The sequence below is a fragment of the Vibrio sp. 10N.261.55.F4 genome (assembly GCF_041470465.1).
GTDB classification, from domain to species: domain Bacteria; phylum Pseudomonadota; class Gammaproteobacteria; order Enterobacterales; family Vibrionaceae; genus Vibrio; species Vibrio crassostreae_C.
Map to the genome: position 1 here is coordinate 23,956 of NZ_JBFRMM010000010.1, position 13,482 is coordinate 37,437.

Genomic DNA, 13,482 nt, shown 5'->3' on the forward strand with positions numbered 1-13,482 from the left:
AGGTTATTTATGCTGATCGAACCTGTTATCAAGGGTGTGGTAGCCAAAAGCGCTCACCCTCTTGGCTGTCAAGAAGCCGTAAAGCAACAAATCAAGTTTGTTAAGAGTGCGCCGCAAATCAAAGATGGCCCTAAACGAGTACTGATTATCGGCGCTTCCTCAGGCTTTGGCCTTGCCGCTCGTATTGCCCTTACCTTTGGCGGCGCAAAAGCTGACACTATCGGCGTCTCATTCGAGCGCGGTCCAAACGAAAAATCCCTAGGTAGTGCTGGTTGGTACAACAACATCTACTTCAAAAAAGAAGCCGAACGAGAGCAACGCACTGCTATCAACATCGTTGGCGACGCATTTTCGCAAGAAACACGCTCACAAGTTGTCGAAGCCATTGAAACCTACTTCGAAGGTGAAGTGGATCTGATTATCTATAGCTTAGCTGCAGGCGTTCGTCCTAAACCAGATTCCGATGAGTTTTGGCGCTCTGCCATCAAACCTATTGGTGAAAGCGTAACTGGCGCAACCATTTCTCTGGAACACGACAACTGGGTGACCAACACGCTCGACGCTGCAACAGAAGAAGAAGCTGAAAGTACACTCAAAGTGATGGGTGGTGAAGATTGGGAAAACTGGATAGACGAACTGATCAACGCTGAGTCTATTGCTCCGGGTTGTAAGACGATCGCCTTCTCCTATGTTGGCCCTGAAGTGACGCACCCTATCTACTTAGACGGTACTTTAGGTCGCGCTAAGATCGACCTTCACCAAACCAGCCACGCTCTTAATCTAGAATTAGCTAACTTTGATGGCAACGCTTACGCGGCGGTATGTAAAGCCCTAGTCACTAAAGCGAGCGTTTTCATCCCTGGATTAAGCCCTTACTTACTTGCTTTGTATAAGGTGATGAAAGAGAAAGAGACCCACGAAGGTTGTATCCAACAAATGCAGCGTCTGTTTGGCAGTAAACTTTATGGTCAATCCAAAGTACCACTTGATGGTGAGCGATTGATCCGTATGGATGATTGGGAATTAGACCCAGAAACCCAAGCGCACGTAACTGAACTGCTAGAAAAGATGGACGAAAATAACTTCCAAACCTTAGGGGATTACCAAGGGTTTAAAGAAGAATTTCTACAATTAAATGGGTTTGCTCAACCATCGGTAGATTATAGCCAGAAACTTAATACAGAAGATTTTATAAAGTTAAAGCCTTAATCTAAAATTATCTCATTACTGAGACCCGGATTCACATTTGAAAACCTCTGCATAATTGCGGAGGTTTTTTCGTGCAACATTTCTTATACTTAGTTAACGTAAGATTCACAGTTTTCTTTGGTTCATCATAATTAACACAGGATGTGTTGATGCATTTAGCATAATTGACTCGGAGTCATATGAAGAAAATAAAAACTCTCGATTTAGATATCCCAGACGATATGGAGCACGGTTGGCAGAATATTGTCGACCTCTTAGCTCAAATTACTCAAGTGCCCGCAGCACTAATCATGCGTGTTCACGCCAATTACATTGAAGTTTTTTCAACCAGTCGTAGCGAGAACAACCCATACAACAAAGGTGATTCTGAAACGCTGGGGAATGGGCTGTACTGCGAAACAGTGATGGAAACTCAACGACAGCTTCTTGTGCCTAACGCGCTTGCCGATCCTAAGTGGGACAACAACCCAGACATCAAACTCGGCTTAGTCTCCTATTGTGGTATTCCATTACTTTGGCCTAACGGTGAACTGTTTGGCACCATTTGTATCTTGGACTCGAAAGAGAATCACTACACCCCTACTTATATCAAACTGTTAGAGAGCTTTCGGACTTCGATTGAATCTCAGCTTAAAACCCTATTCCAACACGCCAAGCTTACCCAAATGAATCGCGACCTAAAAAACCGCGTTTACAATCGCACTAAAGATCTCGCGAGCCTTAATTACTCGTTGAATCAAGAAATTGATAAACGAAAAGCGGCTGAACAGAAGATTAACTTCCAAAAGAATCACGACCTCGGCACCGGCTTTTTAAACCGAAACGCATTTGAATCTCGCTTAAACCACAAGCTACTGTCACAGAGAAGGCTGGCAGACAGCTCATTTGCAGTCGTTCATATTGGTTTTACCAACGGTAGACGCATACAAGCACGCTACGGCTATAACGCGTTAGACCAAGTGCTTGTTGAGTACCGAAAACGCATCGACTGTATTTCTGATATCGATGTATTAACTGCACGCCCTACTTCGGTTGACCTCGTATTGGCGTTTAGCGTTAAAGATTTACACCATCGCCTTGAAGAACTTTGCCAGACGCTCGTTAAAGTTGGTCATTCAGAATTCGACATCGAAAGTGACAAAGTGCATTTGCACGCGTTTATTGGGATTGCAATTACGAACGACGAAGATGACGCGGAAAGCATTCTGCAGAAATCTTCTGAAGCGATGTTAGCCTGCAAAGATTCAGGACAAAAGTTCGCTTACTACTCTCAATCCCATACCGAAGAACAAACTCACATTAATAAGATCGAAGGCTATTTGCTTCAAGCCGTTCGTAATGATGACCTTATGCTCTACTTTCAACCCAAAGTTAGCCCGTTGACGCATCGCTGGGTCGGTGCTGAAGCTTTGCTTCGTTGGCGACATCCTGTTTTGGGTGATATCTCTAACGAAACCCTGATCCACATGGCTGAACAAAACGGTTTGATTTTCGAAGTGGGCAGCTTTGTTTTACGCAATGCGATTGAAAAAGCCAAAGAGTGGTCCGAATACGTTGAAGATTTCAAGATGGCTGTGAATGTGTCTGCAATTCAACTCAAGAACGTACACTTTGCGGAACAAGTGGTTCACCTACTCGAAACCTATCATTTAGAGCCTCGTTTCTTAGAACTTGAAGTTACGGAGAGTGGACTGATAGCAGATGAAGTGGTTGCCAAGAATACCTTGGGATCTTTGCACGATATTGGCGTTACATTGTCACTAGATGACTTCGGTACGGGCTACGCCTCCTTCAGTTATCTGAAGAAGTTCCCATTCGACACCATTAAGATTGATAAGAGCTTTATCGACCAAATGCTCAACTCACACGAAGACTCGGAAATTGTTCGTTCTATTGTCCAAATTGCCAAAAAGCTCGACTTAAAAGTGACGATTGAAGGCATAGAAACGGAGGTTCAGGAGCAATTTATTATTAACGAAGGCTGCGATGTGGGCCAAGGTTACCTTTACGGAAGACCAATGCCGAGCCAAGAATTCGAACACAGCTTAATCAATCAAAACTATTTGGGGACAACTCGTTACGCTTAAAGCGAAAAAGAGCAGTTAGTTTTGGATTTAGGCCTACTTTCTCTTTACTCTAAAGGTGGTGATTTTTATAATCGCCGCCTTTCTGTTTTTATCTTTCCCCTTATATAGGCATTCCTCGTTATGGATCAGTTGACTGCAAAGCTTAAAAAGCTCGAAAAACAAAACTACCGTGCATATCAACAAATTAAAGGTCAATACGACTTTGCTGATTTTGAATTACACATCGACCACATCCAAGGTGACCCATACGCGTCAGCTTCTCGTTTTCGTGCAACGCGCGCGTGGTCTTTGACCGGGTTAGATTGGCTGAAAGAAAAATCTTACGAATACCAAGTAGCCGCTCGTGACTTTATCGCACGTAGCTTCTCTGAGTTCGCGAAACAAGAGTCGACCGTTTCTATCGCGCTGACGGGTCAAACCGTATTAGACAACACAGCTGTTGTATTCACAGACCACGGCATCGAAATTCGTTTCCGTATTAATTTACCAGCTGATGGTCGTAGCATTCTTGCTAAGAAAGCGAACAACATCATCACTTTCTACTTACCGAAGTTTATTCGTCGCGCGACGCTTGAGCGTGAGTTAAACATCGATGCAATGATCAAACATTGTGAAACGATTGAAGACCAAGAAGCGCTGCGTGCTCAATTGGATGAAAACAACCTAGCCGCTTTCGTTGCAAACGGCAGTGTGTTACCTCGTATCGCGGGTAACTGCGACCTTCCAATGAAAGACGCGGTACCTTTCGCGGCTCCAGAATCATTGAGTGTTACGTTAAATACTCCAAACCAAGGTGACGTGACCGGACTAGGCATTCCAAAAGGCATTACGCTGATCGTTGGTGGTGGTTTCCATGGTAAATCGACACTGTTGAACGCCGTTGAACGTTCTATCTACAACCATATTCCTGGTGACGGTCGCGAAGGCATTGTAACTGCGATTGATACGATGAAGATCCGCGCTGAAGATGGTCGATGTGTGCACAGCTTGAACCTGTCAAACTACATCAACCATTTACCAATGCAGAAAGACACATCTGACTTCAGCACACAAGATGCGTCAGGTTCTACGTCTCAAGCGGCTTGGTTACAAGAATCGATTGAAGCCGGCGTTCAAACTCTACTTATCGATGAAGATACGTCAGCGACTAACTTCATGATTCGTGACGAGCGTATGCAAGCGCTAGTGTCAAAAGGCGATGAGCCAATCACACCACTTGTCGACCGCATTGGTCAGCTTCGTGAAGAGATGGATATCTCTACCATTGTTGTAATGGGTGGCTCTGGTGATTACCTAGATGTCGCGAACACTGTGATTCAAATGCACGACTACCAAGCGGTAGATGTGACTGAAAAAGCAAAAGACGTGATTGCTCAGCACCCTACTCAGCGTACTAACGAATGTGAAACTGCTTTAGAAACGTTTGTACCGCGTTCATTGAACCGTGCTTCACTGATGAACATTCTGACTGACGGTAAATTCCGTGTTAATGCTAAAGGCAAAGAGTCACTGCGTTTTGGTAAAGAGTTTGCAGACCTTTCTGCGCTTGAGCAATTAGAATCACCGTCTGAAGTGAATGCGATCGGTTGGGCTTGGTTCCAATTCGCACAAACTCCAGGTTGGTCAAACAACCCTGCTAAAGAGTTTAACGCTATTTTAGAAAACGAATGGCACGCTAACATGCCTAACTACGGTGACCTAGCGAAACCAAGAACGTTAGATGTGATGGCTGCTCTGAACCGTATGCGTAAATCTCAGTTCAAGCCTTCGAACTGATTTCGTTAAATATCGGATTTATTGTGCTTCTAGGTTTTTGAAGTTTTAATCTTCTAATTTACTAAAGCTTCTAAGCCACTAAATAAGCAAATTAACCTTCTACGGCTCTCATTCTGAGGGCCGTAAATTTATCTAACCTCTTTTAACCTAACCTCTAGTGTCGTCAAAACTCTTGAACTTTATAAATTCATAAAACCAATCTTTACAACAATTACTTATCATCTTTTGTAATGAGAAAATTAAAGGCACTGTTTACCGCCATCTAATGCTGTCGATCCCTCAAAACATGACACAGCTTTTACAAAACCCTAGTGATATTCAGATAAAGTCCCGATTCGACAAGTGTAACCAAATGTAACAGACCCTTGAGGCTTCAATGAATCATAAACGCGTTAAGATGCGTGACCATAAAATCGAAGTGAACCTATTCAAAAACCGCGTCATCGTCGCGTTTTGTGGGATCTTGATGTTCACTCTTGTCTTAGTCGGCAATCTATACCGACTTCAAGTTGAAAATTTTAAAAGCTATCAAACTCGTGCCGATGGCAACAGAATCAAAGTATTACCTATCGCCCCTACTCGTGGACTTATTTACGACCGTAACGGCGTGTTGCTTGCAGAGAACAAGCTTGTCTTTGATCTAACCATGATTCCTGAGCAAACCGATGATGTCGATGCAATGCTCACCAAGCTAGACAAATATGTCCCCCGTGATGCAGAGCAGATCGCTCGTTTCAAAAAACGCTATCACAACACCCGCCGTTTTAAATCTGTGACTATTCTAGAGAACTTAACGGAGGAAGAGATCGCCAAGTTCTCCGTGCACCAGTACCAGTTCCCCGGCTTATCTATCGATACCAGCTTAAAGCGTTTTTACCCGAATGGTGAGGTGCTTACCCATGTTCTTGGTTACGTGGCGCACATCAATGATAGCGATCTCAGAAAGCTTGAAGAACAAGGGATAGAAGCGAATTATCAAGCTACAACAATCATAGGAAAACTGGGTGTTGAACGTTATTACGAAGATATTCTGCACGGCACCAAAGGTTATCAAGAAGTCGAAGTAAACAGCCGTGGGCGAATAGTCCGAACCATTGAGTACGTGCCGCCAGTAGCCGGCAAAGATATCGTGTTAAATATTGACCTTGAGCTGCAAAAATACGTCTTTGAGCAACTTGATCACCGAACTGGAAGCGCGGTTATTCTCGATCCGAAAGACAACAGCGTGTTGGCGATGGCATCAAGCCCGAGTTACGACCCTAACCTATTTGTCGACGGCATTTCGAGTAAGAACTACCAACGTTTATTGAATGATCCGGCTCACCCGTTGGTTAACCGCACCACTCTAGGCGTTTATCCTCCTGCCTCAACCGTTAAACCATTTATGGCTGTGGCAGGACTGCAAGAACATGTCATCTCTGAAGATACCATCCGTAACGACCATGGCGTTTGGAGAATTCCTGGCTCTAAACGAAACTCTAAATCGTGGCGTGACTGGAAACGTTGGGGTCACGGACCTGTCGATGTCACTCAAGCCATTGAAGAGTCGGTAGATTCATTCTTCTATCAAACCGCTTTCGATTTGGGTATTGACCGAATTTCAAGTTGGATGAACCGATTTGGATTTGGTGAACCGACAGGCATTGATATCTTTGAAGAAAGTACCGCCAACATGCCGACTCGAGAATGGAAGATGATGCGTTATCGCACCCCTTGGTATCAGGGTGACACAGTTCCGATTGGTATTGGCCAAGGTTATTGGACATCGACACCTATGCAACTTGCTAAAGCAACGTCAGTATTGGTTAATCATGGTAAGGTGATGCCACCTCATATCTTAAGAGCCACCTTAGATCATGGGGAAGATTTCAGTACACAACAACTTGTCGAACCGGAGCCAATGCCCTCAATCACCGAAGTACCGGATAGAATTTGGGATGTGCCAATCAATGCGATGCGACTCGTAAACCACGGTAATCGAGGCAGCGGCAGACGTGCATTTAAGGGAACTGAATACACGAGCGGCGGTAAATCAGGAACTGCACAAGTCTTTGATCTTGCGAAAGACCAGGTCTACAACTCGAAGAAACTCGCTAGACACTTGCTTGACCATGCGCTTTACACGGCTTTCGCACCGTATGAACACCCTGAATATGTCGCAACTGTGGTTATTGAACACGGTAACGGTGGCTCAAAAGTTGGTGCGCCTTATATCCGTAAAGTACTCGACTATGCCTTTGAACATAAAAGTGGTGAGAGCAAAGATCACTCCTAACACCAATAACTTAAGTCGCTACAGCACATAACGTAGTTACCCAAAACATAACGTAATGACGACAAAGCCCCACTTGTATCACTCACAATGTGGGGCTTTCCGTTTTAGGGTTCTGAGCAATTAGACAGCTAGAAATGCCTCTCGATTATGAGCTTCTTAATACATGCCATGCTTCACAGAGCGTCTGAAATTTTGCGGTGTTGCCTTCGTCTCTGTCCGGATGCCATCTCAATGCCAGTTGTCGCCAACGTTTTCTAATTTCATGGTGTGTCGCGCCTAAAGGTAACTCAAACAGGTTCAATGCTCGACTTCGATCCATATCGAGTTCATCACCACCCACATACTTTCTATACCGAGTCCAAAATTCGTTCAACAGCCTTTTGACTTCACCTTCATCCGCTTCATAGTTAACCCAATTAATGTAGTATTCTCGAAGTGGGTCTTGATGATCGATGCTGTGACTGCTTCCGTGATAACGACCATTCATCAATTCGATGTCCATCGCTTGGACTTGGAGCCAACCATCTGGGTGTAAGGTTTCTTGAAGCTGATAAAGCGCATTCATGATAAGGAAGTTCTTTTTAAACAACTCTTTCTCAGGCACAGCATCCAACACTGGCACAAACCCAAGATCGTTCAGATGAGCTGCCAATGTGTGTACTTTCCATCCGCTTGGCTTTTGCTTAAGCACTTCCATTATCGGCCAAAGCAATGGGTTTTCCATATGGCAATGAAAGTTTGCTCTCACATCTTGATAATTCGACATAGTTGACTCAGTTAGCTTCTCTGAATTAATGGATTTCTAGAACTGTGGATACTATAAGTAACCTGTTTCGCATCCGTTGCGTATCTTCTTTAATTGAAAGCGATTTTCTAAGATTTGTCGAGCTTAAGGACAAACAACTTTCTAACGTTTGGCTTAAAGGCACCTTTTATCGTCAAAACTGAGTACCATTTCGTTGAATACAACCATTAGGGCGTGTTGACCTTTCGCGGTTAAATTTTGTTCGAGATAAAAGCGTTTTAATCGCGGCGAGGGAGAAGTAGCCTAGTCATTCTAAGCAAATCTCCCTCAACAAAGAGTAAAACGCTTTTAGCCGAACCCTTCGGGCAGCGTTTGCTGGTCATTTCTACTACGTTATCGGCTTCTCATGTAGGCTAGCTACACATCGATGCCTCTGCCTTGTATAAATACCCAGCAACTCGCTGCAAAAATCAGCTCGAAAGATCAACACGCCCTAGTAATAAAGCCGCAATTCTTTGGTACGGATACAAAAAAGGTCAGCGACTTAGCTGACCTTTCACATCTATCCCAATTTTAGGGACGAAGCATTGAACTGACTAGATAACGCCAAGCTCTCTTAGACGTTCCATTAGGTATTCGTTTGCTGTGTACTTTTCAGATAGCACTACTTCTGGTTTCGGGTGAAGGAATAGAGGCAAAGAGATACGAGACTTCTCTTGGCGTTCACCTGATGGGTTGATTACACGGTGAGTTGTCGATGGGAAGTAACCACCAGATGCTTCTTGAAGCATGTCACCGATGTTGATGATCATGTTACCGAAGTCACATGGAACATCTAGCCACTCGTCATTTTGAGCTTTAACTTGAAGGCCCGGCTCGCTTGCAGCAGGAAGAACCGTCAGTAAGTTGATGTCTTCGTGTGCCGCAGCGCGGATTGCACCTGGCTCTTCATCACCTTGCATTGGTGGGTAGTGAAGAACACGAAGCAGAGTCTGTTCACTGCCGTTGATCATTTCTGATAACGCAATAGAGAATTTCTCTTGTACTTCTTTAGGAGCATGAGCTTCAACCCAACCTAGCAGCTCTTGAGCAAAAGCATTCGCACGTTGGTAGTAATCTAGAATCTGTTCTTTCAGCTGTTCAGGGATTTGGCCCCAAGGGTATACGTGAAAGTACTCTTTGATGTCTTTTACAGTGTGGCCTTTAGCAACTTCAGACACTGAAGGTGGAAAATATCCATCTTGTGTTTCAACATTAAAGTGGAAGTTCTCTTTCTCTTCAGAGATGAAGAATTGGTACCAGTTTTCGTAAATTGACTCAACAAGCTCTTTCGGGATTGGGTGGTTCTTAAGAACACCAAAACCAGTTTCACGTAGAGAGCGAACAAATTGTTCTGCTGCGTCGTCAGCAAGGTAATCGACAGTTTCCAGTTTCATGACTTTCTTTCTTGTTATGTAGTAATAGAGCGATTTTAAGGATCGCTTTGTTGTAAATCAAACTTTTGTGAAACTCTAGCAACCGTTTGTCTAGATACTGGGCGATAACACCACTTTTCAACAAATCTGGTGATTAAGACCCAATTGAACACTGTTCATTATTGTGTAACACTATTAAAAACTTCGACGAGAGATCTTGATATGACAATCACGCCACTTGCTCAAAATCGACCATTGCTGTCATTGACGACGCTGTATCTGACTGTGTTTCTATTTTCAGCGTTCGCTCCCTCTTCAAGAGCAGTATGGATTGCCGAAATTATCCCGGCTCTAGCGATATTAGTGGGTATCTGGTGGCTATCAACCAAGCTCACCTTTACTAAGACTGCCTATATTTTGATGTTTATCTGGCTGATGTTACATACGATTGGCGCGAAATATACCTTCGCAGAAGTGCCATTTGAATGGTTTAACAACATGATTGGCTCTGAACGTAATAATTTTGACCGTGTCGCGCATTTCTCTATTGGCCTTTACGCCTACCCACTCGCTGAGTATTTGATTCGTAAGAAACTGGCTCAACCGGTACTGGCATGTTTCTTTGCCCTATTTGCGATCATGAGTGTTGCAGCAGGTTATGAGATTATTGAGTGGTGGTACGCGGAAATTGCAGGTGGTGATGAAGGTATCGCGTTCCTTGGCTCACAAGGTGATATTTGGGATGCGCAGAAAGATATGCTGTGTGATACAACGGGTGCTATTGTCTCGCTATTACTTCTGAAACTTCAAGGGCGCGTTAGAGCTTAAAGCTTTATTCTGAGTATCAAAAGTAACGTTGAAATGCCAAACACAAACTGTGCTGTGGCATTTTTTGTTTCACCGTGACGGGTTATTTCATCGTTACCTTGCCACCAACAAACTTGTAGGCTGGCGTACCTCGAACCAAGGTATCCCGCGCAAATTCAATCCCGCATTCAGGGCATACACATGGCTCTTTAGTGAAGTCTTCAACAATACGTTCCTTAAAACACTTCACGAGTGCACCTTTGCCACCTTTCCGATACTTAAAAAGTTGCGCTTTGCATTTCGCACAGAAAATCTGAACCGTTTTGGTCGGTTGTTTCTTGTTTGGTTTAGCCATAGAAGTTAATGATTGAACTCTCTATTTCTTAAGTTTAGGTGCGACAAGAACCAAGCTTATCCCGAGTAAAATAACGGTCGATGAGATAATGAATTGCATGGTGACCGGCTCGGAGAGTAACAAGACGCCACCGAGTGTCGCGATAACCGGCACAGAAAGCTGTGCGATGGATGCGACCACTGTATTCAGTTTTTTCACCACGTAATACCACAAACTATAACCCACACCAGAAGCCACCGAGCCCGATATAACCGCGTAAATCAAACCTTGCTCAGTGATAGAGACTTGAGGCATTGCATTAGGTATTACAACTAGAAGGCTTAAACCTGCAAGGATAACTAGCGAGCTAAATCCAAAGTTAGCGGTCGTTGATTGCAGTGCGTCTAAAGATTTCTTTCCTGCCAATGTGTAAATACCCCACCCAACTCCGGCCAGAGACATCAAGACGATAGAAACTAAGTCTGGTGCCTGTGTCGATTCAGTTGGCATTAACAAGTAAACAAGCCCTGCCACCGATAACAAACATCCGCCCCACTCAAGTAATGACATTCTGTTTCCAGAGAACAAGTGCGCGGCAATCATCGTAAATTGTACTGCGACAAACAACACCAGCGCACCAAGACCTGCGCCAAGCTTTAAGTAAGCGAATGAGAAGCCAAACATATACACAAGCAGTGACAATATTGATGTGAATTGAAACTGTGACTTTAGCTTTGTATATACCGATGTGCTGTTGTTTGCTAGCTCCTGTTTATGCTTAGGTTGGGAAGATAAAGTGAATAAAATCAGAAGTGTAAGCGCACCAGACAAGATGCGCACGATCGAAAAGCTCAAAGGATCAATCGTTTGATCCATCAAAGCCCAGCGACACAAAACTGAATTAGCAGCAAAGGCCACCAGCGTAATAAATGTAACCATCACAGTTTGCATCGTTTTGTCCTAATTGAGTTGTTTGGTCCTAATAAGTGTTCTTGGGTTTCAATCAACGTTAGATTTCAATCAACGTCAGGCTTCACCCAAACTTGACTAAAGTCGAACCAACCTAATGCATTACATTTTGCGTTCTGCAACGTACCACATTGATCTTTGTTAACGCCCAACCAACAGTGGAACATCGGAATTAACTGATTGCTTTGCACCAGTTGTTTACCTAACTGTCGTGCTGGGAATTGCTCGAATTCGCCTGAACGCCAACGATCAATCATGTGACACCATTGGTCGAAATCTTCAGCTGGGCTAGATTCATCAAGAAAACTGTAGTCCATTAACCAGCCAGCCAATGCATCGTCTCTGTTGTTAGCGATACCCATAGGATTAATCCAAATATCAACATTATCGGCGTGTGGAGGATCGGTTTCGTAACCGATAAGCTCAACATCGACATTATATTGCTTCAACACGGTGACAATCGCTTTGGCAAGTGTTGGGAACATCGGGTGTTGGCATTGGTACGCCAATCTAATGGTTGGTTTCGCATTTGCTGGTGGACAGACCGGCGTGTTTAACTTTATGTCATACCAACCAGGTTTTATCCCATAGGCGTGTAGAACGCCCAAATCGATGACGGTCTCTTTTGGGATATGAACAAACAGATCAGCTGCATTCAATGCGTTAGACAAAAAATCCGCCCATGCGGGATCTTGTGCGATGCCCTTCTTTCTATTCAACAGTAAATACGTACAGCCGGGATCAAGCTCTACTTCATCACTATCACCACGGTCGGCCATTACCGGTTTCGAAAGACTTGGGTAAACCATAGAAGAATACGCCTCATCAACCACCCAAACCTCAACGCGATCAATCAACGGCCTGAAACCAAAGTATCCGTTGAAAGCCGTTAGTACAAGTTGCTTCTCATCGTTCTTCTCAATGCGATACGGCCCCGTACCAATTGGTCGAACATCGTAGTCTTCGCCACGTAAAATCATCGGCAAAGTGACCTTAGCGACCGACTCCGTAAGCGCGAGTGGGAAATACTTGTCTGGGCGCGTTAAGAAGACATCGACCACGCAATTTGCGGGTGAAGAGACATCTTTAATATGCGAGAACAAGTTGAGTGGTTCGAGCGCAAGAAGCGTGTCGACAACATGATTCGTTAATAGAGGCTCCCCGTTATGAAAACGGACACCCGGTCTTAAGAAGAATCGCCATTGATAGTCACTGATTTTTTGCCATGAATGAGCAAGATCGGGTTGTAACTGATCATTTTCATCCAATCGCGTTAACCCACTGAAGACTTGGCAGGCAATATGCTGCTCTGAACGTCGCATCGATTTTGTCGGGTTAAGCATTGAGAGCGGTCGGTAATAAGGCAGACGAATGACCTGCTCACCTTCTTGATATTGCACACCCAAATAGTTTTGAATAACCTGAGTAAGCTTGGCAGCATTGTGGTCAAGCACTGACAGCGCCTGACCAATTTTACCTTCCTGTAAGTACCGCCTCGCTAAGTTTTCACTGACATCGCAACGATTCTGCTTAAAGATAAGTTGAGATAACTTACCTCGGCCTGCCGCCGGTAACCATTCTACCCAGCCTTGTTCTTCAAGTTTGTTGAGTACCATTCTTGCATTACGACGCGTACAACAGAGTACATCTGTTATGTCATCGAGCTGAACATCAGAATCTTTACCATCGAAGTATTCAAACAGGGTTTCAAATTGAACGCGAAGTCTTGGGCTGCTCATAAAGAGGAAAACTTATTCAAAGGACATTGAATTCAGTTTCCCTATTTTAAGACGTAAAATCAATCTTACTGACGTGTTTTTATTGCGAATTATTGGGTATGACGTCCCAAGATGTTATTCAAACAG

General features: G+C 44.1%; 10 protein-coding genes. 5 read left to right on the plus strand and 5 right to left on the minus strand.

All coding sequences use genetic code 11. The features are described 5' to 3' along the window. Positions 1–9 precede the first annotated feature (9 nt). The 4 genes from fabV (at position 10) to mrdA (ending at position 7,347) form a co-directional block, all read left to right on the plus strand. On the plus strand, positions 10–1,209 hold the full coding sequence (gene fabV / locus AB4249_RS06465; protein ID WP_372102576.1) for an enoyl-ACP reductase FabV: 1,200 nt from the start codon (positions 10–12) through the stop codon (positions 1,207–1,209). A 179-nt stretch (positions 1,210–1,388) separates the two neighbouring features. Continuing rightward, positions 1,389–3,296 (plus strand): EAL domain-containing protein, encoded by a 1,908-nt coding sequence (locus AB4249_RS06470; RefSeq protein ID WP_372102578.1) that lies wholly within the window; start codon positions 1,389–1,391, stop codon positions 3,294–3,296. Between the two features lie 120 nt (positions 3,297–3,416). Beyond that, complete coding sequence (locus AB4249_RS06475) at positions 3,417–5,072, plus strand: ABC-ATPase domain-containing protein (protein WP_017060076.1); 1,656 nt, start codon at positions 3,417–3,419, stop codon at positions 5,070–5,072. A 376-nt stretch (positions 5,073–5,448) separates the two neighbouring features. Further along, a complete protein-coding gene (gene mrdA / locus AB4249_RS06480; protein WP_372102580.1) occupies positions 5,449–7,347 on the plus strand; it encodes a penicillin-binding protein 2 in 1,899 nt (632 codons plus the stop codon). Between the two features lie 145 nt (positions 7,348–7,492). Here mrdA and AB4249_RS06485 read toward each other — a convergent pair whose 3' ends face one another. After that, on the minus strand, positions 7,493–8,113 hold the full coding sequence (locus AB4249_RS06485; RefSeq protein ID WP_029235236.1) for a DNA-J related domain-containing protein: 621 nt from the start codon (positions 8,111–8,113) through the stop codon (positions 7,493–7,495). A 575-nt stretch (positions 8,114–8,688) separates the two neighbouring features. Beyond that, a complete protein-coding gene (locus AB4249_RS06490; protein WP_017060073.1) occupies positions 8,689–9,528 on the minus strand; it encodes an isopenicillin N synthase family oxygenase in 840 nt (279 codons plus the stop codon). A 201-nt stretch (positions 9,529–9,729) separates the two neighbouring features. Between AB4249_RS06490 and AB4249_RS06495 the strand changes: the two genes are divergently transcribed. Next, positions 9,730–10,335 carry a DUF2238 domain-containing protein gene (locus tag AB4249_RS06495; RefSeq protein WP_372102582.1) on the plus strand — a complete coding sequence of 202 codons (606 nt, stop codon included), beginning with the start codon at positions 9,730–9,732 and terminating at the stop codon, positions 10,333–10,335. Between the two features lie 82 nt (positions 10,336–10,417). On the opposite strand, the gene AB4249_RS06500 is transcribed toward AB4249_RS06495, so the two are convergent. The 3 genes from AB4249_RS06500 to AB4249_RS06510 all read right to left on the minus strand — a co-directional run bounded on the left by AB4249_RS06500 (position 10,418) and on the right by AB4249_RS06510 (position 13,356). Further along, complete coding sequence (locus AB4249_RS06500; RefSeq protein WP_004730943.1) at positions 10,418–10,669, minus strand: hypothetical protein; 252 nt, start codon at positions 10,667–10,669, stop codon at positions 10,418–10,420. Positions 10,670–10,690: 21 nt separating this feature from the next. Further along, a complete protein-coding gene (locus tag AB4249_RS06505) occupies positions 10,691–11,599 on the minus strand; it encodes a DMT family transporter (protein ID WP_372102585.1) in 909 nt (302 codons plus the stop codon). A 65-nt stretch (positions 11,600–11,664) separates the two neighbouring features. Then, a complete protein-coding gene (locus AB4249_RS06510) occupies positions 11,665–13,356 on the minus strand; it encodes an SgrR family transcriptional regulator (protein ID WP_108149695.1) in 1,692 nt (563 codons plus the stop codon). Positions 13,357–13,482: the final 126 nt, after the last annotated feature.

Bases quoted from the DNA above. Each gene is read 5' to 3' on its own strand.
- AB4249_RS06470 (WP_372102578.1), top strand. From the start codon at position 1,389: ATGAAGAAAATAAAAACTCTCGATTTAGATATCCCAGACGATATGGAG.
- mrdA (WP_372102580.1), top strand. From the start codon at position 5,449: ATGAATCATAAACGCGTTAAGATGCGTGACCATAAAATCGAAGTGAAC.
- AB4249_RS06510 (WP_108149695.1), bottom strand. From the start codon at position 13,356: ATGAGCAGCCCAAGACTTCGCGTTCAATTTGAAACCCTGTTTGAATAC.
- AB4249_RS06485 (WP_029235236.1), bottom strand. From the start codon at position 8,113: ATGTCGAATTATCAAGATGTGAGAGCAAACTTTCATTGCCATATGGAA.
- AB4249_RS06495 (WP_372102582.1), top strand. From the start codon at position 9,730: ATGACAATCACGCCACTTGCTCAAAATCGACCATTGCTGTCATTGACG.
- AB4249_RS06505 (WP_372102585.1), bottom strand. From the start codon at position 11,599: ATGCAAACTGTGATGGTTACATTTATTACGCTGGTGGCCTTTGCTGCT.
- AB4249_RS06500 (WP_004730943.1), bottom strand. From the start codon at position 10,669: ATGGCTAAACCAAACAAGAAACAACCGACCAAAACGGTTCAGATTTTC.
- AB4249_RS06475 (WP_017060076.1), top strand. From the start codon at position 3,417: ATGGATCAGTTGACTGCAAAGCTTAAAAAGCTCGAAAAACAAAACTAC.
- fabV (WP_372102576.1), top strand. From the start codon at position 10: ATGCTGATCGAACCTGTTATCAAGGGTGTGGTAGCCAAAAGCGCTCAC.
- AB4249_RS06490 (WP_017060073.1), bottom strand. From the start codon at position 9,528: ATGAAACTGGAAACTGTCGATTACCTTGCTGACGACGCAGCAGAACAA.